The sequence below is a fragment of the Pandoraea terrigena genome, assembly GCF_902459705.1.
Taxonomy (GTDB): Bacteria; Pseudomonadota; Gammaproteobacteria; order Burkholderiales; family Burkholderiaceae; genus Pandoraea; species Pandoraea terrigena.
In genome coordinates, this window is sequence record NZ_CABPRU010000001.1 from 864,447 (window position 1) to 887,053 (window position 22,607).

Annotated in this window: 18 protein-coding genes; 12 read left to right on the forward strand and 6 right to left on the reverse strand. The window is 64.7% G+C overall.

Annotated features, from left to right (window positions below):
* Positions 1–54: 54 nt before the first annotated feature.
* The 4 genes from queF to PTE31013_RS03985 all read right to left on the reverse strand — a co-directional run bounded on the left by queF (position 55) and on the right by PTE31013_RS03985 (position 4,128).
* The gene (gene queF / locus PTE31013_RS03970; RefSeq protein WP_150611482.1) at positions 55–882 is read right to left on the reverse strand and encodes an NADPH-dependent 7-cyano-7-deazaguanine reductase QueF; all 828 of its coding nucleotides are present in this window, start codon (positions 880–882) and stop codon (positions 55–57) included.
* On the reverse strand, positions 869–1,801 hold the full coding sequence (locus PTE31013_RS03975) for a 5'-nucleotidase (protein ID WP_150611483.1): 933 nt from the start codon (positions 1,799–1,801) through the stop codon (positions 869–871). The genes queF and PTE31013_RS03975 overlap by 14 nt, the downstream gene beginning before the upstream one ends.
* A gap of 55 nt (positions 1,802–1,856) precedes the next feature.
* The gene (gene ilvA / locus PTE31013_RS03980; RefSeq protein ID WP_150611484.1) at positions 1,857–3,386 is read right to left on the reverse strand and encodes a threonine ammonia-lyase, biosynthetic; all 1,530 of its coding nucleotides are present in this window, start codon (positions 3,384–3,386) and stop codon (positions 1,857–1,859) included.
* A 121-nt stretch (positions 3,387–3,507) separates the two neighbouring features.
* A complete protein-coding gene (locus tag PTE31013_RS03985) occupies positions 3,508–4,128 on the reverse strand; it encodes a nucleotidyltransferase family protein (RefSeq protein WP_150611485.1) in 621 nt (206 codons plus the stop codon).
* Positions 4,129–4,270: 142 nt separating this feature from the next.
* Between PTE31013_RS03985 and PTE31013_RS03990 the strand changes: the two genes are divergently transcribed.
* Positions 4,271–4,870, forward strand: coding sequence for a YqaA family protein (locus PTE31013_RS03990; protein ID WP_150611486.1), 600 nt, complete (start codon positions 4,271–4,273; stop codon positions 4,868–4,870).
* Between the two features lie 168 nt (positions 4,871–5,038).
* Here PTE31013_RS03990 and PTE31013_RS03995 read toward each other — a convergent pair whose 3' ends face one another.
* Positions 5,039–7,261 carry a xanthine dehydrogenase family protein molybdopterin-binding subunit gene (locus PTE31013_RS03995; protein ID WP_246173878.1) on the reverse strand — a complete coding sequence of 741 codons (2,223 nt, stop codon included), beginning with the start codon at positions 7,259–7,261 and terminating at the stop codon, positions 5,039–5,041.
* Between the two features lie 16 nt (positions 7,262–7,277).
* Positions 7,278–7,736, reverse strand: coding sequence for a (2Fe-2S)-binding protein (locus PTE31013_RS04000; RefSeq protein ID WP_150611487.1), 459 nt, complete (start codon positions 7,734–7,736; stop codon positions 7,278–7,280).
* A gap of 575 nt (positions 7,737–8,311) precedes the next feature.
* On the opposite strand from PTE31013_RS04000, the gene PTE31013_RS04005 reads away from it, so the two are divergent.
* The 11 genes from PTE31013_RS04005 (at position 8,312) to PTE31013_RS04055 (ending at position 22,565) form a co-directional block, all read left to right on the forward strand.
* Positions 8,312–12,307, forward strand: a complete 3,996-nt coding sequence (locus PTE31013_RS04005; protein WP_150611488.1) for a DUF3683 domain-containing protein — start codon at positions 8,312–8,314, stop codon at positions 12,305–12,307.
* Between the two features lie 52 nt (positions 12,308–12,359).
* Positions 12,360–14,057: a Na+/H+ antiporter gene (locus PTE31013_RS04010; protein ID WP_150611489.1), complete on the forward strand. Its 1,698-nt coding sequence runs from the start codon at positions 12,360–12,362 to the stop codon at positions 14,055–14,057.
* A 74-nt stretch (positions 14,058–14,131) separates the two neighbouring features.
* Positions 14,132–14,569: an HIT family protein gene (locus tag PTE31013_RS04015; protein WP_174978428.1), complete on the forward strand. Its 438-nt coding sequence runs from the start codon at positions 14,132–14,134 to the stop codon at positions 14,567–14,569.
* Between the two features lie 78 nt (positions 14,570–14,647).
* Positions 14,648–15,061: a gamma-butyrobetaine hydroxylase family protein gene (locus PTE31013_RS04020; protein ID WP_150611491.1), complete on the forward strand. Its 414-nt coding sequence runs from the start codon at positions 14,648–14,650 to the stop codon at positions 15,059–15,061.
* Positions 15,062–15,121: 60 nt separating this feature from the next.
* The gene (gene ubiE / locus PTE31013_RS04025; RefSeq protein ID WP_150611492.1) at positions 15,122–15,856 is read left to right on the forward strand and encodes a bifunctional demethylmenaquinone methyltransferase/2-methoxy-6-polyprenyl-1,4-benzoquinol methylase UbiE; all 735 of its coding nucleotides are present in this window, start codon (positions 15,122–15,124) and stop codon (positions 15,854–15,856) included.
* 215 nt (positions 15,857–16,071) lie between these two features.
* Positions 16,072–17,043, forward strand: a complete 972-nt coding sequence (locus PTE31013_RS04030) for a Tim44 domain-containing protein (RefSeq protein ID WP_150611493.1) — start codon at positions 16,072–16,074, stop codon at positions 17,041–17,043.
* A gap of 145 nt (positions 17,044–17,188) precedes the next feature.
* On the forward strand, positions 17,189–17,824 hold the full coding sequence (locus tag PTE31013_RS04035; RefSeq protein WP_174978414.1) for a ubiquinone biosynthesis accessory factor UbiJ: 636 nt from the start codon (positions 17,189–17,191) through the stop codon (positions 17,822–17,824).
* A 3-nt stretch (positions 17,825–17,827) separates the two neighbouring features.
* Entirely contained in the window at positions 17,828–19,393 is a 1,566-nt protein-coding gene (gene ubiB / locus PTE31013_RS04040; protein ID WP_150611494.1) for a ubiquinone biosynthesis regulatory protein kinase UbiB, read from the forward strand.
* Between the two features lie 98 nt (positions 19,394–19,491).
* Positions 19,492–20,097, forward strand: a complete 606-nt coding sequence (locus PTE31013_RS04045; RefSeq protein WP_246173890.1) for a methyltransferase domain-containing protein — start codon at positions 19,492–19,494, stop codon at positions 20,095–20,097.
* A gap of 379 nt (positions 20,098–20,476) precedes the next feature.
* Positions 20,477–21,922, forward strand: a complete 1,446-nt coding sequence (locus PTE31013_RS04050; RefSeq protein ID WP_150611613.1) for a high affinity choline transporter 1 — start codon at positions 20,477–20,479, stop codon at positions 21,920–21,922.
* A gap of 301 nt (positions 21,923–22,223) precedes the next feature.
* Positions 22,224–22,565 (forward strand): FmdB family zinc ribbon protein, encoded by a 342-nt coding sequence (locus PTE31013_RS04055; protein ID WP_150611496.1) that lies wholly within the window; start codon positions 22,224–22,226, stop codon positions 22,563–22,565.
* The last annotated feature ends 42 nt before the right edge of the window (positions 22,566–22,607 follow it).

Genomic DNA, 22,607 nt, shown 5'->3' on the forward strand with positions numbered 1-22,607 from the left:
TCCCAAGACGGCGACGGGTTTGCTCTACCCGTCGCTTTTTTTGCGCCACCGGATTTACTGGCGGGCCGTGCGGGCGTTGTCCGGCATCGGCAATGTGAAGTTGGTGCGGAACGGGTTGATATCGAGTCCACCACGCCGCGTGTAACGTGCATAGACGGCCAACTGGCTCGGATGGCACTGGCGCAGGATGTCCATGAAGATGCCTTCCACGCATTGCTCGTGAAAGCCGGTGTGGCGCCGGTACGAAATCACGTACTTGAGCAGCCCTGCCTGGTCGATGGGTGGGCCGACGTAGCGAATCTGCAGGCTGCCCCAGTCGGGTTGTCCCGTCACCGGACAGTTGGACTTGAGCAGGTTCGAGACGAGGGTTTCGTCCACGGGCGCTTCGCCTTGCGCGGCCTTGAGCAAGGTCGCATCCGGCGAATAGATGTCCGTGTCGATATCGAGCCGGTCGACAAGCAGGCCGTCGAGTTCGTCGAGTTCGAGCTTGGCGAAGCCGCCCGGCTCGACGAGGCGCACCTGCACCGGCGCGCCCGCGGCGTCGGACAGATCCTGCTGAATCAGCGCTCGCGCGGCGTCGACATTCGCCAGTTTGGTTTGGGCGAACGAGCCGAGATACAGCTTGAACGACTTCGATTCGATGATGTTCGGCGAATCGGCCGGCACCATGGCGGTGAGCAGCGCGATCTGTGGCTTGCCTTTTTCGTTGAGCCACGAGAGTTCGTAGCCGTTCCAGATGTCCGCGCCGAAGAACGGCAGGACGTCGGGCACGCCGATGGCCGCGCGCGCCGGTGCACGGGCAATCGGGAAGAGCAGGGACGGGTCGTATTGCTCGGTGTAGGCAACTTCCTTGCCGAGCGGGGATTGGTCAGGCGTGGTCATGATTGGCAATGCCACTGATGACGTGTCCGGTCGGGCTGACCCGCGCGGCGGACTCGCAGTGGCGTGTCTGATCGTCAAAGAAGAAATCGGGCTCGAATTCGCGCAGGAACGCGCCCTTGTCGAGCCCACCCAGGAACATCGCCTCGTCGATGTCGATTTTCCAGTCCATCAGCGTCCGGATGGCGCGCTCGTGGGCCGGGGCCGAGCGCGCCGTGACCAGTGCCGTCCGGATCTTGACCGGTACGGCGTGGCCCGCCAGGCGCTGCAGGCGATGCAATGCCTGCAACAGCGGCTTGAACGGACCCGGAGGCAACGGTGTCGCGGCACGTTCGGTCTCGTGCTGCTGGAACGCGTCGAGGCCGTTGCGCTGGAATACCCGCTCGGCTTCGTCGGAGAAGAGCACGGCGTCGCCGTCGAAGGCGATGCGGATTTCGTCGGGATGCAGTTCGGCTGTCTTCGCCGAGTCGGGATAGACGCGCGCGGCCGGAAAGCCCGCCACCAGCGCACTACGTACGTCGCGCTCGTTCGCGGAGAGAAACAGGTGCGCGCCCAGCGCGTTGAGATAACCGAACGGATCGCGCCCGCGCGTGAACACGCCGCGCTCGATCTTGAGGTCGACCTGGCGCGCCGAACGAAACACACGCATGCCGCTCACGGGGTCGTTGCGCGAGAGGACGACGACTTCCACGCGATGGCTGTCGATCTCGTTGCCCTGATTGAAGGCGAGGAGCTTCTGCACGAGCGGGAACGCGACGCCGACGCGCGCGGGCACGTCGAGGCGCTCGAGCTGGTAGCGCCGGTACGACTGGTCGTCACCGCCTGTCACGCCGGCCTCGTATACGCGGTTCTCTTCTTCGAAGTCGAACAGCGCGCGCGAGGATATCGCGACAACGAGTTTGTTCTCGAGCGTGATCGGCATGGTGGCGGCGAAGTCCTGTCGTGATGCGGTGCGTGGCGGCGTCTAACGGGCCGGCTTACCCGAGGAACAGCTTGTAGACCGGGTTGTCGCTTTCGTCCCAGTAAGGATAGCCGAGCGTGGCGAGGAAGTCGCGGAAGGCGGCCTTCTCGTTGTCGGGTACCTGGATTCCCACGAGGATATTGCTGTAATCGGCCCCCTGGTTCCGGTAGTGGAACAGGCTGATGTTCCAGTTGGGGCTCATGGCCGAGAGGAATGTCATCAGCGCGCCCGGACGCTCCGGGAACTGAAAGCGATACAGCACTTCATGGCTGGCGAGCGACGAACGGCCACCGACCATGTAGCGGATGTGCTGTTTGGAGAGTTCGTCGTTGGACAGGTCGAGCGTGGGGAAGCCATGACGTTCGAAGCCGGCCTTGATGCGCTCGCCTTCGTCGCGGTTGTGCATCTGGATGCCCACGAAGATGTGGGCGCTCGACGCCTCGCTGATGCGGTAGTTGAACTCGGTCACGTTGCGGTTGCCCACCACTTCGGTGAAGCGCTTGAAGCTGCCGCGCGCTTCGGGGATCGTGACGGCGAACACGGCTTCGCGGGCTTCACCGACTTCGGCGCGCTCGGCGACGAAGCGCAGGCGGTCGAAGTTCATGTTGGCGCCGGAGGTGATCGCGACGAGCGTTTCGCCCTTGAGCTTTTCGCGCTCGGTGTACAGCTTTGCGCCGGCCACGGACAAGGCGCCGGACGGTTCGAGCACGCTGCGGGTGTCCTGGAAGACGTCCTTGATGGCGGCGCAGAGCTGGTCGGTGTCGACGCGCACGACTTCGTCGAGATAGGCTTCGCAAAGGCGGAAGGTCTCCGCGCCGACGTATTTGACGGCAGTGCCGTCGGCGAAGAGGCCAACATCGCTCAGCAAGACGCGCTCGCCCGCGTGGATCGATTGCGCCATGGCGTCAGAGTCGACCGATTGCACGCCGATGACCTTGATCTCGGGGCGCACGGCCTTGACGTAGGCGGCAACGCCGGCGGCCAGGCCGCCACCGCCGATGGGCACGAAGATGGCATGCAGCGGCCCCTGGTGCTGGCGCAGGATTTCCATGGCGATGGTGCCTTGGCCGGCGATGACGTCGGGGTCGTCGAACGGGGGCACGAAGGTGAGGCCGCGTTCTTCCTGCAACGTCATCGCGTGGGTGTAGGCATCGCTGTATGAGTCGCCTGCCAGCACGACTTCGACGGCGCGCCCGCCGTGGGTTCTCACGGCATCGATCTTCACCTGCGGGGTGGTGACGGGCATGACGATGACGGCCTTGCAGCCCAGGCGCGCGGCAGAGTACGCCACGCCTTGCGCGTGATTGCCCGCCGATGCGGTGAGCACGCCGCGCTCGCGCTCGGCTTCACTCAGGTTGGCCATCTTGTTGTACGCGCCCCGAATCTTGAAGGAGAACACCGTCTGGTTGTCTTCGCGCTTGAGATAAATTCGATTGTGCAGCCGCATGGAGAGCGTGCGTGCCAGTTCGAGTTCGCTTTCTTTGGCGACGTCGTAGACTTTGGCGGTCAGGATCTTCTTCAGGTAGTCGGGAGCTGCGTCGGACATGATTTAAGGCTTCTTCAGGTTAGGCACATCGAGGAACGAAACGACAATGATAGACCAGCACGTCCGCCTGGGCGGTCGCGCTTGGTTTCTCGGGAAAAAACGGGAAAGGAGAGTGCGCGCCCTAGCGAAGGTCGTCTGGGGTGTCGATGTCGCGCACGATTCCGGCGTCGTCGACATCGACGATCGTAATGTGCCCGCCAATCAAGAGGTCGCGCGCGCCGATGTCGCCATCAAGGGCGGCCAGGCGCGATGTCAGGGCGGAGCCGAACGCGACGGGATGGCCGCGCTGTCCTTGGTAACTGGGAGCGACGATGCCCTCGGGCGACGTAAGCCCACCGGCAATCGCGCGAATGGTGTGCGGGTGGATGTAGGGCATGTCGGCCAGCGCCACCAGCCAGCCGTCCAGATGCTCGAGCCCCGGGGGCGGCGCTTCGTCGACGCTGGACCGGATGCCGGCGGCCAGCGTTGCACCCATGCCGCGCTGCGTGGCGTGGCTCATGACGACTTCACAGCCGGCCTGCAACAGCACGTTCTCCAACTCGGCCGAGTCCGGGCGTACCACCGCGATGACGCGCGGCAATACGGCCAGCAGCGCGTGGGCGCTGGCAAGGGCAACGGGTCGGTTCAGGGGATCGCCAGGCAGCGGCGCGAGCAGCTTGTTCCGGCGCCCAGCCGCATCGAAGCGGGTACCGAGTCCGCCTGCCAGTAGAATGGCCACGGGCGGCGTCGAGGGTCGGGTCATGGTCGTGCATTATGCGCCAGACTTTTTGTTTCTGCCAAACGCGTATGCAGGCACGCTCGCCGAATGTCCCGACCGTCCGGTCGGTCGTGGTGGCGAGGCCGTCGCCATTTTTTCGATCTGCTTTGTTTTTCTCCGGAGTTGCATGGAGTCGTTCATTTCCTGGCTTCTGGGCATCCTGGCCCTGCCCGGCGTCGGCCTGCCTGCCATTTTTCTGGTGTCGTTTCTGTCGGCCACGTTACTGCCCATGGGCTCGGAACCCGCGCTGTTCGGCTATGTGACGCTCAATCCGCATATGCTCTGGTCAGCGATCGCCGTGGCCAGCGCTGGCAACACCGCCGGTGGCATGCTCGACTGGTGGATGGGCTTCGCCGCACGTCGCGGCTTCGTGCGCCTGAAAGCCCGCCGGCGCACTCACGCTCGCGCCGCAGCACTTGCAGGTGGCGCGACACCGGAGACCACTGGCGGTAAGCGCTTCAACGGCGACGCGCCAATGAGCGATCGCTATCATCGCTGGATGCGCCGCTTCGGCCCGCCCCTGCTTCTGCTCTCCTGGCTACCTGTGGTCGGTGATCCTCTTTGCACTCTCGCCGGATGGCTGCGCCTCTCGTGGCGCGAATGCCTCTTCTATATCGCGATCGGCAAGTCGCTTCGTTACATCGCCATCACTTTCCTGATGCAGCGTGTGCCCGAGTCGTTCTGGCACGGTATCTTCGCGCCATTCAAACACCTGCTCGTGGGTTGACGCCCGGACCCAGTGTCCTGCCCGCCGCCCGAGGGGCAGAACCGGGGCCCCTTTCCGCCTCTCAGACATAAACCCAACTCGCTGCAGAAAGGGGCCCCGGTCCTGCCTTCCGTCATTCTTTCTCTTCGCCCCCCCTCCTAGCCCGGTTTCGCCTGCTTTGCCCGTCCTTTACGCTTTTGTTAAGTCGAACGGCAACGCGCGCAGCCGCTTCCCCGTCAACTTGAAAACCGCATTCGCATACGCCGGCGCCAACGGCGGCAACCCCGGTTCACCCATGCCCGTCGGCGCGTCTCCCGACCCCACGATGTGCACACTGATCGCCGGCATGTCGGGCGATCGCGCCACCATGTATTGATGGAAGTTGCTCTGCTCGACTTCGCCATCTTTCATGGTGATGGCCGCGCCCGGTATCGTCATGCCCAACCCCATCAAGGCCGCCCCCTCCACCTGGGCCGCCACCGTCAACGGGTTGACCGCGAAATTGCAATGCACCCCCGCCGTCACACTTACCAATCGCGGCGATTCATCGCGCATCTCCGCCACGACGACGTACGCCACCACGGAATCGAAGGACTCATGGACCGCCACCCCCCACGCATGTCCCGCCGGTAGTGGCGTCTTTCCATAGCCGGAACGCTCGACGGCCAGCGCCAGCGCCTCACGGTGCCGTGGATGCTTGTCGCCCATCAGCGTATAGCGATACGCCACCGGGTCCTGACCCGCTTCCTTCGCCAGTTCGTCAATCAATGTCTCCATGACGTACGCCGTATGCGTGTTGCCCACGGAACGCCACCACAGGACCGGCACGTTGACCTGCGGACTGTGCAACGTCAGCCGCAACGGCACGGCATACGGGGTTCCCATGATGCCCTCGACGCTGGTCCCGTCGATGCCGTTCTTGACCATCATTTTCTCGAACGGCGTGCCCTGCAAAATGGATTGACCAACGATGGTGTGATTCCACGCCAGGACCTTGCCCTTGGCATCCAGGCCGATTTCGGCCCGATGCACGTACATCGGACGGTAGTAACCGCCACGGACGTCGTCTTCCCGGCTCCAGATCACTTTCACCGGCTCGCGATGCCCCGCACGTCGCCACGCTTTCGCCACCTGGGCCGCCTCGACACCATAGTCGGACGTCGGCACCGCACGACGGCCAAACCCGCCGCCCGCCATGAGCGTGTGCAGTTTGACCTGCTCGGGCTTGAGGCCGAGCGTGCGTGCAATGGCCGCCTGGTCGACGGTCTGGAACTGCGTGCCGGTCCACACTTGCGCGCCTTTGTCGGAAAGCTGCACGGTGCAGTTGAGCGGCTCCATCGGGGCATGCGCGAGGTACGGGAAGTGGTATTCGGCAACGAGGGTCTTGGGCGCGTCCTTGAGTTTGGCGATGTCCGTGTCGATGGCGACTGTGCCCGGTGTCTTGGCCATTTCCACATATTTGGCCAGTTGCGCCGTGGTGTCGACGTGCTCGACGCCACGGGTGTCCCACGTGGCCTTGAGCGCATCGCGCCCGGTCTTGGCCTGCCAGTAGCCGTCGGCAATGACGGCCACGGCCGTGCCGCCTCGGTCGTCCGGAATCTCGAGGACCTCGCGCACGCCTTTGACCGCCCGCGCGGCTTTGGCGTCGAACTGCTTCACTTTGGCACCGAAGACCGGCGGGCGCGCGACCACGGCGACTTTCAGGTTCGGCAGCTTGAAGTCCATGCCGTACATCGGCACCCCGGTGGACTTGGCCCGTGCATCGAGCCGGCGGGTCGGCTTGCCCAGTAGGCGGAAGGACGACGGATCCTTGAGCGCGACATCCGCCGGCACCGGTTGCGCCTGCGCGCGCGCGGCAAGACTGCCGTACGTGGCGCGCTGGCCGCTCGGGCCGAGCACGACGCCGTTCTCGGTGCGCAACTGCGCCGGCGGGACTTTCCACTGCTGCGCCGCCGCCGCGATGAGCATGGCCCGCGCCGACGCACCGATGCGCCGGTATTGCAGCCACGAATGCGCAACGGACCCCGAGCCGCCAGTCATCTGGATGCCGAACATGGGGTCTTTGTAGACGTCGGCCGCCGGTGCCAGCTCGCTGCGCACTTTGGCCCAGTCGCAATCAAGTTCTTCGGCGACGAGCATGGGCAGGGCGGTCTGTACGCCTTGTCCGAAATCGAGGCGATTGACCTGGATGGTGACGGTGTCGTCCGGCGCGATGTGCACGAAGGCGGAGGGCACGACGGGTGCCGCGGCCGCGCCCTGGGCGCTGGCGGCACGCATCGCGCCAGGCAGCGACATTTCGAGCATCAGGCCGCCCGCCGCCAGCGCGGAGGTCTTGAGGAACACGCGGCGTGTCAGGCCGGCGAAGTCGCCCACGGCAACGCCAGGGCGCGGGGAAAAGCGAAGTTCACGCATGGGCTGTCTCCTCGCCTCAGGCCAACGACGCGGCCGCGTCTTTGATCGCCGCACGAATGCGGGCGTAGGTGCCGCAACGGCAGATGTTGCCGGCCATGGCCGCGTCGATCTGTTCGTCGTTGGGCTGCTTGTTTCCGCGCAGCAAGGCGGTGGCGGACATGATCTGACCGCTCTGGCAGTAGCCGCACTGGGGCACGTCGTGTTTGACCCAGGCGTTCTGCACGGCACGCCCGACGGCGTCCGCCCCGACGTTTTCAATGGTGGTGATGGTCTTGCCCGCGACGGCGGAGACCGGGGTGACGCAGCTTCGGATGGGCGCGCCGTCGAGATGCACGGTGCATGCGCCGCACAGCGCCATGCCGCAGCCAAACTTGGTGCCGGTCATGTTGAGCGCGTCGCGCAGCGTCCAGAGCAGGGGCGTCGCCGGGTCGACATCGACTTGCACGACACGGCCGTTCAGTTGAAACGAGACCATAGAGACACCTCTTGACGGGTGGAGGAATCGGGGATCGGGAAAACATACTCCCATTCGATGGAAGTTTCAGCGCAGGCGTGGGCCATCATGCGTTATATCTAGGTGGATATAGCGGCAGGCAGGAATGGCAGCTGTGTGGTGGGAATGCGAAGGGAGTGGCGGTCGTGAAGGCGCGGTCAACGCGGCGATGAACGCGCCGGGGTGGCGCGAATGAGGGGATCGCGCGACTGGCGGGGTGAATTCGGTGCGGTGCCGACGTGTTGCGGTGCAATGAAGTACAATTCTGGCTACATTCCCCTACCAACACTTTCCCAAGCCGGAAGAAAGATCTGGGCATGCGCACCAACGGCCTCACCCTCCTGTGCTTTGACGCGATGATCGGACACGATTCGTCATCGACGTGTTCGCACGGCAGTCGTCGATCTCGCTGACCGCAGATCGTCTGTTGCCGGCCCGCGCGCATCCGTCGCGCCTGCCGCCGGCATCCCTTGCGCCTACCCGATTTTGACTTTCGGCACGTCTCGCGAGACGAACGCCGACGGCGGATGCACCGCCGCATTGATGAGCCCGACAAGATGAACGCACCCTTGCCCGCCTTCGAGCCGCACGACGCCAAGCATGCGCTCGCCGCCCAGCCGCCGCGACTGCGCGAGATTCCTTATAACTACACGTCGTTTTCGGACCGCGAGATCGTCATGCGCCTGCTGGGCGCCGACGCCTGGCATATCCTCGATGAACTCCGCGCCGAGCGCCGCACCGGCCGCTCGGCACGCATGCTCTACGAGGTGCTCGGCGATATCTGGGTGGTTCGCCGTAATCCGTATCTTCAGGACGACCTGCTCGACAATCCGAAGCGCCGCAAGTTGCTGATCGACGCGCTGGACCACCGTCTGAACGAGATCGACAAGCGTCGCCGCGCGGATGTGGCCGCGAACGCCGATGCGAACGGCCGCGACCGCGCCGCCCGCGTCGAGCAACTGGAAGCGGCGGCACGTCGCGCCGTGGCGGACTTCGCCGATGAGTTCGCGAAGATGGCCGAACTGCGCCGTCGCACGAAGAAGGTGCTGGGCCGTACGACGGCCCACGACAACATCAAGTTCGACGGCCTGTCGCGCGTCTCGCATGTGACGGACGCGACGGACTGGCGTGTGGAGTATCCGTTCGTGGTGCTCACCCCGGACAGCGAAGCGGAAATGGCGGCGCTGGTGAAGGGCTGCTTCGAACTGGGACTGACGGTGATTCCGCGTGGAGGCGGCACGGGCTATACGGGCGGTGCAATCCCGCTCACGCCGTTCTCGGCCGTGATCAACACGGAAAAGCTCGAACAACTCGATGAGGTCGAGTACGCGTCGTTGCCGGGCGTCGACAAGCCGGTTCCGACGATTTTCTCGGGCGCCGGGGTAGTGACGCGTCGCGTGGCCGAGGCGGCCGAGCGCGCCGGCCTGGTGTTCGCGGTCGATCCGACGTCGATCGACGCGTCGTGCATCGGCGGCAATGTGGCAATGAATGCTGGCGGCAAGAAGGCCGTGCTGTGGGGCACCGCGCTCGATAACCTGGCGTGGTGGCGCATGGTCGACCCGCAGGGCAATTGGCTCGAAGTTACCCGTCTCGATCACAATCTCGGCAAGATTCACGACATTCCGGTCGCGCGCTTCGAACTGACGTGGTTCGACGGCAATTACGCGCCGGGCGCCGTGCTACTCAAGACGGAACAGCTGGACATCGAAGGCAAGCGCTTCCGTAAGGAAGGGCTCGGCAAGGATGTCACGGACAAGTTCCTCGCCGGTCTGCCAGGCATTCAGAAGGAAGGCTGCGACGGTCTGATCACGAGCGCGCGCTGGATTCTGCACAAGATGCCTGCGCACATGCGCACGGTGTGCCTGGAGTTCTTCGGTCAGGCGAAGGAAGCGATTCCGAGCATCGTCGAGATCAAGGACTACATGTTTGCGCAGACGGCCGCGGGCGGCGCGATCCTGGCCGGTCTGGAGCATCTGGACGAGCGCTATCTGCGCGCGGTGGGCTACGCCACGAAATCGAAGCGCAACGCGTTCCCGAAGATGGTGCTGATCGGCGATATCGTCGGCGACGACGACAACGCCGTCGCACAGGCGACGTCGGAAGTCATTCGCATGGCCAACGGCAAGAGCGGCGAGGGCTTCGTCGCGGTGTCGGCCGAGGCCCGCAAGAAGTTCTGGCTCGATCGCTCGCGTACCGCCGCCATCGCGCGCCACACCAACGCCTTCAAGATCAACGAGGACGTGGTGATTCCGCTGCCGCGCATGGGCGAGTACACGGATCACATCGAACGCATCAATATCGAGCTGTCGCTCAAGAACAAGCTGCAACTGGTCGACGCGCTCGAAGCGTTCTTCGAAGCGGGCAATCTGCCGCTGGGCAAGACGGACGACGCCAACGAGATTCCGTCGGCCGAACTGCTCGAAGATCGTGTGCAGACGGCGCTCGCGCTGCTGCGCGACGTGCGCGCGCGGTGGGTGTTCCTGCGTGATCACTTCGAACTGCCGCTGGCCGAGGCGATTCCGCTGCTCAACCGTCACGGTATTCGTGATCTCAACGTGGCGTTCAACGATCGCCTGAACGCGCAACCGCAAACGCGTCTCATCGATCTGCTGCAGGATCGCACGGTGCGCGTGTCGTGGAAGCAGGAGATTCGCGCTGAACTGCGCCAGATATTCTCGGGCGGGGAGTTCAAGCCGATCCTCGACGAGGCGCAGGCGATTCACACGCGCGTGCTGCACGGCCGAGTGTTCGTCGCCCTGCACATGCACGCGGGCGACGGCAATGTGCACACGAACATCCCGGTGAACTCGGATAACTACGAGATGCTCCAGGATGCGCACAAGGCGGTGGCGCGCATCATGGCCATCGCCCGCTCGCTCGACGGCGTGATCTCGGGCGAACACGGTATCGGCATCACCAAGCTGGAGTTCCTGACGGACGCCGAGATCGCTGAATTCCGCGCGTACAAGCAACGCGTGGATCCGGAAGGGCGCTTCAACAAGGGCAAGCTGCTCGACCTGCCGGAAGTGCCGGCCGACCTGCGCAATGCCTATACGCCCAGCTTCGGGCTGATGGGGTATGAGTCGCTCATCATGCAGCAGTCGGACATCGGCGCGATTGCCGACAGCGTGAAGGACTGCCTGCGCTGCGGCAAGTGCAAGCCGGTGTGCGCCACGCATGTGCCGCGCGCGAACCTGCTTTACAGCCCGCGCAACAAGATTCTGGCGACATCGCTGCTCATCGAGGCGTTCCTGTATGAAGAGCAGACGCGCCGCGGTGTGTCGATCAAGCACTGGGACGAGTTCAACGACGTGGCCGATCATTGCACGGTCTGCCACAAGTGCGTGACGCCGTGTCCGGTGAAGATCGACTTCGGCGACGTAACGATGAACATGCGCAACCTGTTGCGCAAGATGGGCAAGAAGAAGTTCAATCCGGGGGCCGCCGCCGGTATGTTCTTCCTGAACGCGACGAACCCGGAGACGATCAACATCACCCGAAAGGTGATGATCGACTGGGGCTACAAGGCGCAGCGTTTCGGCGCGGATGTCTTCAAGAAACTCGCGAAGAAGCAGACGGCGCACCCGCCTGCGACGGTGGGCAAGCCGCCGCTGCGCGAGGAAGTGATTCACTTCGTCAACAAGAAGATGCCGGGCAACCTGCCGAAGAAGACGGCGCGCGCACTGCTCGACATCGAAGACAACAAGGTCGTGCCGATCATTCGCAATCCGAAGACCACTACGGTGGATTCGGAAGCGGTGTTCTATTTCCCGGGCTGCGGCTCGGAGCGCCTGTTCTCGCAGGTCGGGCTCGCCACGCAGGCGATGCTCTGGCATGTGGGCGTGCAGACGGTGCTGCCGCCGGGCTATCTGTGCTGTGGTTATCCGCAGCGCGGCTCGGGGCAGGGCGACAAGGCCGAGAAGATCGTGACGGACAACCGCGTGCTGTTCCATCGCATGGCGAATACGCTGAACTATCTCGACATCAAGACCGTGGTCGTGTCGTGCGGCACTTGCTACGACCAGCTCGCGGGCTATGAATTCGAGAAGATCTTCCCGGGCTGCCGCATCGTCGACATCCACGAATACCTGCTCGAGAAGAACGTGAAGCTCGAAGGCGTGAACGGTACGCGCTATATGTATCACGACCCGTGCCATACGCCGATCAAGACGATGGACCCGGTCAAGCTGGTGAACCAGTTGATGGGCAGCGAGCACGACGGCTACAAGATCGAGAAGAACGATCGGTGCTGCGGTGAATCGGGCACGCTGGCCGTCACGCGTCCGGACATCTCGACGCAGATCCGCTTCCGCAAGGAAGAGGAAATGCGCAAGGGGGCGGCGAAACTGCGTGCGGACGGCAAGGTCGAGGAGGTCAAGATTCTGACGAGCTGCCCGTCGTGCCTGCAAGGTCTGTCGCGCTATAACGAGGACGCCGACATCACGGCGGACTATATCGTCGTGGAAATCGCCAAGCATGTGCTCGGCGACGAGTGGCTGGTGGACTACGTCAAGGATGCCAACCACGGCGGCATCGAGCGCGTGCTGGTCTGATGCACCTCCCGGGGACGCGGCCGATGCCTGACCGACGGACCACGGAGGCGGCATGGAGGTAGTCTTTACCGCCCTGATCCTGCTGTTCGTGGTGGCGCTGACCGGCGTGCTGGTCAGCTACGTCAAGGTCCTGCCCGTGCCGCTTGTGCAGATTGCGGTCGGCGCCGCGCTCGCGCTTCCGGGCGCGGGGCTGCATATCGACCTCGATCCCGAGATTTTCTTCCTGCTGTTCATCCCGCCGCTGCTCTTCGCCGACGGCTGGCGCATGCCGAAACGCGAGTTCCGGCACCTGCGCGTGCCGATCGTCGCGATGGCGCTCGGCCTCGTGATCTTCACGGTGCTCGGCGTGGGTTATTTCATCCACTGGATGATTCCGTCGATTCCGCTCGCCGTGGCGTTCGCGCTCGGTGGTGTGCTCTCGCCGACCGACGCCGTGGCGGTCTCCGCGCTCACCGGCCGCATGCAGATGCCCACGCGGCTCATGCATGTGCTCGAAGGCGAAGCGATGATGAACGATGCGTCGGGGCTGGTCGCGTTCAAGTTCGCCATCGTGGCCGCGACCACGGGCCTCTTTTCGATCGGTAACGCCACGTTCTCGTTTTTCGTCATCGCGCTGGGCGGCCTGCTCGCCGGCTGGGCCGTGACGTGGCTGTTCACGCAGTTCCATCGGCGCGTGATGGCCGCGTCCACCGAAGAGCCGGCGACCGTGGTGCTGCTGCTGTTGCTCATGCCGTTTGCCGCCTATCTGCTGGCCGAACACTTCGGCTTCTCAGGCATTCTCGCGGCGGTGGCGGCCGGCATGACGGTCAGCTCGACCGATCTGCTCAATACCCGCACGGCCACGCGCATTCTCGGTAACGGGGTGTGGTCGATGCTCGAGTTCGTCTTCAACGGCGCGGTGTTCGTGCTGCTCGGCCTGCAGTTGCCCGACATCGTGCGCGCCGCGGTGCGTCCCGGCGAGCATCATTGGGCCACGCTGCTTACCCTCGGCGAACTGATGGGGTACGTCGGCGCGATTTCGGCCGTGCTCATCGTGCTGCGCTTCTGCTGGGTGTGGGTGGCGTGGCGGGTGATGTATTTTCTCGGCATGCGACGCGGTGAGATCACGATGAAGCCGGGCATGCGCTTTACCGGCGTCACGGCCCTCTCGGGCGTGCGCGGCGCGGTCACGCTCGCCGGCGCGCTCTCGGTGCCGCTCGCCCTGCCGGGCGGAGCGCCGTTCCCGGGGCGCGATCTGCTGATTTTCCTGGCTGCCGGCGTGATCCTGCTTTCGCTTATCGGCGGTAGCCTGGGTTTGCCGTTCCTGCTGCGCGGCGTGCGCTGGCCGGTCGAGGACCCGCGCAATCGTGAGCTGGGCGAGGCGCGCCTCGCGGCGGCTGAGGCGGCGATCCGCAGCGTCGAGTCGTTGCAGAAAGTCATTGCGAAGTCGGGTGACGAACTCGACACTGCGGTGTGCGCCGAAGCAGCCGCACGCGTGATGGGGCGGTATCGCCGCGCGCTCAATGCGTCGAGTGCCACCGACGAGATGCGCGAACGTGCCGTGCGTGAGGTCGAAGTCGAACGGCGGCTGCGTGCCGCAGCGCTGCAGGCCGAACGGGGAGAACTGTCGCGTCTTCGCGTGACGCAACGCATCAACGACGAGACGTTGCGGGAGTTGCTCAACGAGATCGACTTCGCCGAACTCGCGCTTGGACCCGTCGACCCGGCTACCGGCAAGCGTCACAAGCGTAACAAGCGCGCATCGCACTAACGGCATTGATGGGACCGGCCCGAACCGTCTGCGGCGCATGCGGGGGCGGGGCGGGCAAACGAGGGGGAATCATGATGGAATGTCCGTTTTGCGCCGGAGACGGCGGCGAAGTCGTATGGCGCGACGATGCGCTGCGCGTGGTGCTCGCGAACGAGCGTGGCTACCCGGGCTTCGCGCGCGTGATCTGGCATGCGCACGTCGCTGAAATGAGCGATTTGCCTTTGGCGGCGCGCGAGCACGTGATGCGCGCGGTGTTTGCGATCGAGACGGCCCAGCGCGGGGTCATGTCGCCGCACAAGGTCAACGTGGCGAGTCTGGGCAACATGGTGCCGCACGTGCATTGGCACGTGATCCCTCGATATCGTGACGACGTCCACTTTCCCGGCTCCGTCTGGAGCGCGCCGCAACGCGAGGTGCCGGCGGCGGTGCTCGCCGAGCGCGCGGCCGGGATGCCCGCCCTGCGCGAGGCGATCGTGGCGGAGTTGAACCGTCTCCCGGCTTGGCCGGCATGACCGTTGGGGCCTGAGCGGCTATACTGCCGGCCGATGTGTCGCATGTCGGCGCACCGACCGATTTTTTGGAGCAAGACCATGGCTGGGCTTGAGAAAGACACGCCGATTCCCGTTTCCTTGACGCTGCATCGCACATCGAAGGTGCTGGAACTGGGCTACGAGGACGGCACACACTACCGCCTGCCGTTCGAATTCCTGCGCGTGCTCTCGCCGTCGGCGGAAGTGCGCGGCCACGGCCCGGGGCAGGAGACGCTGCAAACCGGCAAGCGTGACGTCGACCTGACCGGGCTCGAGCCGATCGGCAACTACGCCGTGCGCCCCGTGTTCTCGGATGGGCACGACACCGGCATCTATTCGTGGGATTACCTCTACGAGCTGTGTGTGCGTCAGGACGCACTGTGGCAGGAATACCTGGACAAGCTCGCGGCAGCGGGTGTCGATCGCGACACGCCGATGTCGTCGCCGGCTGCGGGTGGTTGCCACCACCATTGAGGCCCCGGCGGGGCGCACGTGGGTGTGTGGCGCCCGCTTACATGAATTTGGGAGATTGCAATGGGCGAACAGACCCACTTCGGTTATGAAACCGTCGACGAGAAGGAAAAGGCCGGCAAGGTGGCCGAGGTATTCCACTCGGTCGCGAGCAAGTACGACATCATGAACGACCTGATGTCGGGCGGGCTGCACCGGATCTGGAAGGCCTTCACGATCGGACGCGCCGCCGTGCGCCCCGGCTTCAAGGTGCTCGATATCGCGGGCGGTACGGGCGACCTCTCGAAGGCGTTCGCGCGCGCGGCCGGCCCGACCGGCGAAGTCTGGCTCACCGACATCAACGAATCGATGCTGCGCGTGGGGCGCGATCGCCTGCTCGACGCGGGCATCGTCACGCCGACCCTGCTTTGCGACGCCGAAAAGCTGCCGTTCCCGTCGAACTATTTCGATGTGGTCACCGTGGCGTTCGGCCTGCGCAACATGACGCACAAGGACGCCGCGCTCGCCGAAATGCGCCGCGTCATCAAGCCGGGCGGCAAGGTCATGGTGCTGGAGTTCTCGAAAGTCTGGCAGCCGTTGGAGAAGGCGTACGACACGTATTCGTTCAAGGTGCTGCCGTGGCTCGGTTCGCGCATCGCGGGCGATGCCGACAGCTACCGCTATCTGGCAGAGTCGATTCGCATGCACCCGGACCAGGAAACGCTCAAGACCCTCATGGAGCAGGCCGGTCTCGAACGCGTGGAATATCACAACTTGACCGCGGGGGTTGTCGCGCTGCATATCGGACGCAAATTCTGAGTCTTCGCTCACTTGTCCGGCGCTGCCCAGCGCCCCAGCGCCCCGGAATGCGGAAAAAACCGCGCCGGGGCGTTTCTCTAAGAACAGGCTAATTTTGCTGTGGCAGAATCGGCCGTCGCTTCATTCGGTTTCAGTACGTAAAAAAGTGCTGAACCATTCCGGTTGACGCCTGTCAGTAGACAGCAACCTATAAACTCCACGGAGAGACCAGAACGATGTTCCAGTTCCTGAAAAACAAGCTGTTGTTGGGCGTGGTGGCCGGCGTAGTGGCGGTCGGCATGACGATCGCGGACGCCGATGCCAAGCGCGTTGGCGGCGGCCGGAGCATCGGCAAGCAGTCCAGCACCGTGACGCAGCGCCAGCAAGCGCCGCAACAACCGTCGCAGGCCACGCCGGGCACCGCGCCGCAGCAAGCCACCCCGGCGGCCGCCGGGGCTGGGGCCGCGGGCGCCGCCGCCAAGCCGGCCAACCGCTGGCTCGGCCCGATCGCCGGTCTGGCGGCCGGTCTCGGCATCGCCGCGCTGCTCTCGCACTTTGGCCTGGGCGGCGCGTTCGCCAGCATGATGGCCAACGTCATCGTGATCGCGCTGATCGCCTTCGCCGTGATGTGGCTCATCCGTCGCTTGCGCGGCAATAAGTCGCAGTCCCAGACGCCGGCCTATGCCGGCGCGGGTAGCGACGCGTCGAACAACACGCTGCGCCAGTCGTGGGACAGCCAGCCGCAACAATCGCCACAGCCGGCGTCGTCGTCTGCCGTGCCTGTCGCTGCCGGTGCTGCCGGTGCTGCCGGTGCCGCAGCCGCTCCGTTCGGTGTGCCGGACGGTTTCGATGTCGACGGTTTCCTGCGCAGCGCCAAGGTGTACTTCAACCGTCTGCAAGCCGCCTGGGACAAGGGCGATCAGGCCGATATCAACGAGTTCACCACGCCGCAGATGTTTGCGGAAATCAAGATGGACCTCGAAGAGCGGGGCAAGTCGGCCAACCGCACGGACGTCGTGCAACTGAATGCGGAACTGCTCGGCATCGAGGCATCGGCTGTCGAGTACGTGGCAAGCGTTCGCTTCTCGGGCCTGATTCGCGAAGCCGAGGGTGCGCCGGCCGAGTCGTTCAACGAGGTGTGGAACCTGACCAAGCCGGCGACCGGCAACGGTGGCTGGGTGCTCGCCGGGATTCAGCAGCTCAGCTAAGCGCCCGACGTTTTTGCCGTAACCTGCCTTACAATGAGAGCCCGCGTCAGAAGCGCGGGCTCTTTTGTTTTTGCCGTCCGCCGATCGTTGCCGGGCGGCGTCTTTCGGTACGATCGGCGCTCCTCGCCGGCCGGCCGCCAAGCTCATGACCGTAGCCGCCAAAGCCTTTGCCGCCACCGTGAACCACTTGCTCGCCCGCGAACCGTGGGCGCGCGACCGTCTGCGCCATCACATCGGCGCATCTGCCCGGCTGGCGATGTCGGCCATCGACCTGCGTCTGCGCGTGGGCGATGACGGCTACCTGGCCGCCGCCGATGCCGACCTGCCTTGCGATGTCAGCATCTCGGTGCCGCCGGCCGCGCTGGCCGATTTCGCGGGGGGCGGCCAGGCCGCCGTCATGCGGCACGTCAAGATCGAAGGCGATGCCGAATTTGCCAACACGGTTTCGTACCTCGCCCAGCATCTGCGCTGGGAGGTGGCCGAAGACCTGAGCAAGGTGATCGGCGACGCCGCGGCACACCGGGTGACCGAGACCGGCAAGGCGGCCGTGGCCACGGCGCGACGCACGGGCGGCACGCTGGCGCGCTCGCTCGCCGATTACCTCGTGGAAGAAAACCCGCTGCTGGTCGGGCGCGGGCGCCTCGAAGCGATGCGCGCCGGTATCGGTACGCTGCGCGACGATCTGGCGCGGCTGGAAAAGCGCCTCGAGAAGCTTGAACGCCGCACGGGCGGACGCGACGGCACGCCTGCCTCGGCAACTCACCCCCACGGAGGCCGCTGACCGATGCGCCTCCTGCGTCTGATCAAGATCTTTTTCGTCTGCTATCGATACGGGCTCGACGAGCTGGTGCTATCGAGCATCCCCCATCCCCTCGCGCGAGGGCTGCTGCGCGTGTTGTCGTTCGGGCGCGGTGGACTCAAAGCCCCGCGCGGGGAGCGCTTGCGCCTCGCGCTCGAATCGCTCGGTCCGATTTTCGTGAAGTTCGGGCAGGTGCTCTCGACGCGTCGCGATCTGATGCCGCCCGATATCGCCCAGGAACTGGCGCGTCTGCAGGACCAGGTGCCGCCGTTCGATCCAGACGTTGCTCGCGCGAGCATCGAGAAGTCACTGGGCCACCCGCTCGAAGACGTCTTCGTGGAATTCGAGCGCACGCCGGTCGCGAGCGCCTCGATCGCGCAGGTGCACTTTGCTCGCGTTCGCGACGGCGAGCATGCCGGCAAGGAAGTGGCGGTCAAGGTGCTGCGCCCGAACATGCTCGGCGTGATCGACAGCGATCTGGCGCTCATGCGCGATCTCGCCGGCTGGGTCGAGCGGTTGTGGCCGGACGGCAAGCGGTTGAAGCCGCGTGAGGTGGTCGCCGAGTTCGACAAGTATCTGCACGATGAACTCGACCTGATGCGCGAAGCCGCCAACGCCGCGCAACTTCGTCGCAACTTCATCGACTCGGGCATGCTGATGGTGCCCGAGATTTATTGGGAATTCAGCGCCAGTTCCGTCCTTGTGATGGAGCGCATGCGCGGGGTGCCGATCAGCCAGATCGAGGTGCTGCGCAAGGCGGGCGTCGACCTCAAGAAGCTCGCGCGAGAGGGCGTCGAGATCTTCTTCACCCAGTTCCTGCGTGACGGCTTCTTCCACGCCGACATGCATCCGGGAAACATCCTGGTCAGCCTCGACCCGGCGACGTTCGGCCGGTATATCGCGCTCGACTGCGGTATCGTCGGTGCGCTGTCCGAATTCGACAAGAACTACCTCGCCCAGAACTTCCTCGCGTTCTTCCGCCGCGACTATCATCGGGTCGCCTCGCTGCACCTGGAGTCGGGCTGGGTGCCGGCGGATACGCGCGTCGAGGAACTCGAAGGCGCGATTCGCGCCGTCTGCGAGCCATACTTCGACCGGCCGCTCAAGGAGATCTCGCTAGGGCTGGTGCTTATGCGTTTGTTCCAGACGTCGCGCCGCTTCAACGTCGAGATCCAGCCGCAGCTCGTGCTGCTGCAAAAGACGCTGCTCAATATCGAAGGCCTCGGTCGTCAGCTCGACCCCGATCTGGATTTGTGGAAAACCGCCAAGCCATTCCTCGAACGGTGGATGGCCGAGCAGATCGGCCCGCGCGGCTGGCTCGAACGACTCAAGGCCGAAATGCCGCAGTGGAGCAAGACGATGCCACAACTGCCGCGGCTCATCCATCAGGCGCTCGCCGCGCACGCGCGTCCTCAGGACGACACCCTGATGCTCGCGTTGCTGCAGGAGCAACGCTACACCAACCGGTTGCTGACGGGCGCGTTCTGTCTGGTGGGCGGGATCGCCATCGGCGTGTTGACGGCGTTCATCTGGCTCTACGGCGGATTTTGAAAGAATGGGAGGCCGCGGTGTCCATCGTCCAACAGTCTCACGTCGCATTCGCCGCCCCGCGCGACGATGACCGCCCGGAGACGGGCGGTGCGCCGACGGTGCCAACGGTCCCGTCGTTCTCACATCGCGATCCATCGCGCGCGGAATTCTGGGACGAGCGCTTTGCGAACGCCTTCATGCCCTGGGACGCGGCTGGGGTCCCGAACGCGCTGCGAGACTTCGTGGCGGGCGAGGGCGTACCACGCGCCACGCTGATCCCGGGCTGCGGCTCGGCGTATGAGGCTGCGTGGCTCGACGCACAAGGCTGGCCGGTGCGGGCCATCGACTTCTCGGCGACCGCCGTTGCGTCAGCGAAGGCGCGGCTCGGTCGGCAGGCCGCGCTCGTCGAACAGGCCGATTTCTTTACTTATGCGCCGCCGTTCGCACTCGAGGTGATCTACGAGCGGGCGTTTCTCTGCGCCTTGCCTCGAACGCTCTGGCAGGACTATGCACGCCGGATGGCGCAACTGCTGCCGCAAGGCGGACGCCTGGCCGGGCTTTTCTTCCTTAGGGAAACGCACAAGGGCCCGCCGTTCGGCATTGCGCCAGACGCCCTCGACGCGCTGCTCCGCGATGACTTTGTCTGCGAGGCGGATCGGCTTGTCGACGACTCGGTACCCGTCTTCGCTGGCGCTGAACACTGGATGATCTGGCGCCGGCGCTGAGTCTGGGACGCCTATTTTTACGGGTCGGGGGTGACCGCGCACTGGGACCATCGGCGTGCAACGTCCCCCCAGAAGCTAGGCAATTCTCGATATTTGCCGTCATCGAACACCGCTGTCGTGATTTTCCTCCCCGCGTGGCGCTCGCACCGCTATAATCGGCCGAAATTTTTTCGCCAGGTGGCAAAAGCGGGCATAGAAAGGCGCGTCATCGCATCGGCCCCGTCATGCACGACCTGATTTTTTGTTGCCCGGAAGGCTGCGGCCCAAGGCACGGCATCGTTCGCTTGCGCAGCTGAACGGCCTTTTGTGGCCGGATCACGCGTAACGCCGACGCCGCCACGCCATGACCGCCGCCCTCGGGATTGGCGGGGGCCGCGATATGCTGATCTGGTTTGTCATTCTGTATTGGGTCATTTCGGTGGCCATCGGGCTGTTGGCCGCCCTCAAGGTCCGCAACACCAAGGATTTCACCGTCGCCGGCCGTCGCCTGCCCTACGGTATGGTCATCGCCGTGGTGTTCGCCACGTGGTTCGGCTCGGAGGCGGTGCTCGGCATTCCTGCGACCTTCCTCGGCGAAGGGTTGCGCGGCGTGGTCTCGGATCCGTTCGGTTCATCGATGTGCCTGGTGCTCGTCGGCATGTTCTTCGCCCGCAAGCTGTATCGCATGAACCTCATGACGATCGGCGATTTCTACAAGCTCAAGTACAACCGTACCGTCGAAGTGGTGACGAGTATCGCCATCGTGATCTCATACCTCGGCTGGGTCGGCGCGCAGATCAAGGCGCTGGGACTCGTGTTTCACGCGGTATCCGGCGGCGCGATGTCCGAGCCCACCGGCATGATCATCGGCGCGGTCTCGGTACTGGCCTACACACTGCTCGGCGGCATGATCTCAGTGGCCGTGACCGACGTCATCCAGATGATCATCATCGTCGTGGGGCTCGTGTACATCGCCGTGCAAGTCTCCGGCATGGTGCCGGGTGGGGCGAGCGCGGTGATCGCGCACGCAGCGGAGGCCGGCAAGTTCGTGTTCCTGCCGGCGTTGAATCCGGCGGATGTCCTGGCGTTCATTGCGGCGGGCATCACCATGATGTTCGGCTCGATTCCGCAGCAGGACGTGTTCCAGCGCGTGATGTCGTCCAAGTCGGAAAATGTGGCCGTCGCCGGTTCGGTCACGGGGGGCGTGCTGTACTTCTTCTTCACGTTCATCCCGATCTTCCTGGCCTACTCGGCGTTGCTGATCGCCCCTTCGATGGTGCAGAAGTACATCGGCACCGATCCGCAGCAGATTCTTCCGCAGTTGGTGCTCACTAGCGTGCCGGTCATCGCGCAGGTGATGTTCTTCGGCGCGCTCCTCTCGGCCATCAAGAGCTGCGCATCGGCCACGCTGCTGGCGCCGTCGGTGACCTTCGCCGAGAACATCGTCCGCCCGATGCTGCGGGGCCGGATCGACGACAAGCACTTGCTGCGCCTGATGCGTATTGTCGTGCTGTGCTTCACGGCGCTTGTGCTGGTGTATGCGCTGAATTCCACGGCGTCGATCTTCCACATGGTCGAGAGCGCGTACAAGGTCACGCTGGTCTGCTGCTTCGTGCCGCTGGCGTTCGGCCTGTACTGGAAGCGTTCGAGTTCGCTGGGCGGCACGCTGGCCGTGCTCTGCGGCCTGGGCGTCTGGATTGGCTGCGAATGGCTGGCGCCCGATGCCGTGGTGCCGGCGCAGTTGGCGGGCCTGGCGGCCTCGATCGCCGGCATGGTCGTCGGCTCGCTCCTCCAGCCCAACGCGGCGCGTAAGCGCTCGCCTGAGCCGCGGGTGTCGACGGTCTGACGACCCGCGCCGGTGTCAGGTCGGGACGGAAGACGCCAGCTGACATGCGCCCCATTCGACGGGACTGCTGGCAGAGCGTTGGCGATGACGCATTGGGCCGTAAAAGGGTGGCACGGGGGCCCTTTTCCATCTGTTGGCGGTCGGTGCTCCCGCCGGAAAGCCTTCCGCTACGTGGAATGCAGTCACGGGCCGCCTTGATCTTCGGACGTTGCGGCCCCATATATCGCTGGACAAATCCCGAAAGCCTTGTGAAGCGGTTATAATTCAAGGCTTTGCGCGCCTTTTTCCGTCAGAAAGTACCATGCCTATCTATGCCTATCGTTGCGAAACATGCGGTTTCGCCAAGGATGTGCTTCAAAAAATGAGCGATGATCCGCTCTCCCAGTGCCCGGAATGCGGCAAGGACACGTTTCGCAAGCAGGTCACCGCGGCCGGGTTCCAGCTCAAGGGTTCGGGGTGGTATGTGACCGATTTCCGTGGCGGTTCGGGCGGCACGAGCGCACCGGCTGCGGCGGCGGCATCAAGCGCGCCGGCGGCGGCGTCGGGAGACAACGCGTCGTCGTCCTCGGCGGCCTCGTCGTCCGGCGGCGAGTCGTCGAGCGCGCCGGCGGCAAGCTGTGGCGGCGGTTGCGCCTGCCACTGACACTGAGATAGAGCGTGCGGTGCGCGTGCAGGCCCGGCGGCC

What these genes read in the sequence shown, in the direction of transcription:
- PTE31013_RS04050 (WP_150611613.1), top strand. Translation starts at nt 20,477, where the DNA reads ATGCTGATCTGGTTTGTCATTCTGTATTGGGTCATTTCGGTGGCCATC.
- PTE31013_RS03990 (WP_150611486.1), top strand. Translation starts at nt 4,271, where the DNA reads ATGGAGTCGTTCATTTCCTGGCTTCTGGGCATCCTGGCCCTGCCCGGC.
- queF (WP_150611482.1), bottom strand. Translation starts at nt 882, where the DNA reads ATGACCACGCCTGACCAATCCCCGCTCGGCAAGGAAGTTGCCTACACC.
- PTE31013_RS03995 (WP_246173878.1), bottom strand. Translation starts at nt 7,261, where the DNA reads ATGCGTGAACTTCGCTTTTCCCCGCGCCCTGGCGTTGCCGTGGGCGAC.
- PTE31013_RS04015 (WP_174978428.1), top strand. Translation starts at nt 14,132, where the DNA reads ATGGAATGTCCGTTTTGCGCCGGAGACGGCGGCGAAGTCGTATGGCGC.
- PTE31013_RS04020 (WP_150611491.1), top strand. Translation starts at nt 14,648, where the DNA reads ATGGCTGGGCTTGAGAAAGACACGCCGATTCCCGTTTCCTTGACGCTG.
- ubiB (WP_150611494.1), top strand. Translation starts at nt 17,828, where the DNA reads ATGCGCCTCCTGCGTCTGATCAAGATCTTTTTCGTCTGCTATCGATAC.
- ubiE (WP_150611492.1), top strand. Translation starts at nt 15,122, where the DNA reads ATGGGCGAACAGACCCACTTCGGTTATGAAACCGTCGACGAGAAGGAA.
- PTE31013_RS04035 (WP_174978414.1), top strand. Translation starts at nt 17,189, where the DNA reads ATGACCGTAGCCGCCAAAGCCTTTGCCGCCACCGTGAACCACTTGCTC.
- PTE31013_RS04005 (WP_150611488.1), top strand. Translation starts at nt 8,312, where the DNA reads ATGAACGCACCCTTGCCCGCCTTCGAGCCGCACGACGCCAAGCATGCG.
- PTE31013_RS04000 (WP_150611487.1), bottom strand. Translation starts at nt 7,736, where the DNA reads ATGGTCTCGTTTCAACTGAACGGCCGTGTCGTGCAAGTCGATGTCGAC.
- ilvA (WP_150611484.1), bottom strand. Translation starts at nt 3,386, where the DNA reads ATGTCCGACGCAGCTCCCGACTACCTGAAGAAGATCCTGACCGCCAAA.
- PTE31013_RS04010 (WP_150611489.1), top strand. Translation starts at nt 12,360, where the DNA reads ATGGAGGTAGTCTTTACCGCCCTGATCCTGCTGTTCGTGGTGGCGCTG.
- PTE31013_RS03975 (WP_150611483.1), bottom strand. Translation starts at nt 1,801, where the DNA reads ATGCCGATCACGCTCGAGAACAAACTCGTTGTCGCGATATCCTCGCGC.
- PTE31013_RS04055 (WP_150611496.1), top strand. Translation starts at nt 22,224, where the DNA reads ATGCCTATCTATGCCTATCGTTGCGAAACATGCGGTTTCGCCAAGGAT.
- PTE31013_RS03985 (WP_150611485.1), bottom strand. Translation starts at nt 4,128, where the DNA reads ATGACCCGACCCTCGACGCCGCCCGTGGCCATTCTACTGGCAGGCGGA.
- PTE31013_RS04030 (WP_150611493.1), top strand. Translation starts at nt 16,072, where the DNA reads ATGTTCCAGTTCCTGAAAAACAAGCTGTTGTTGGGCGTGGTGGCCGGC.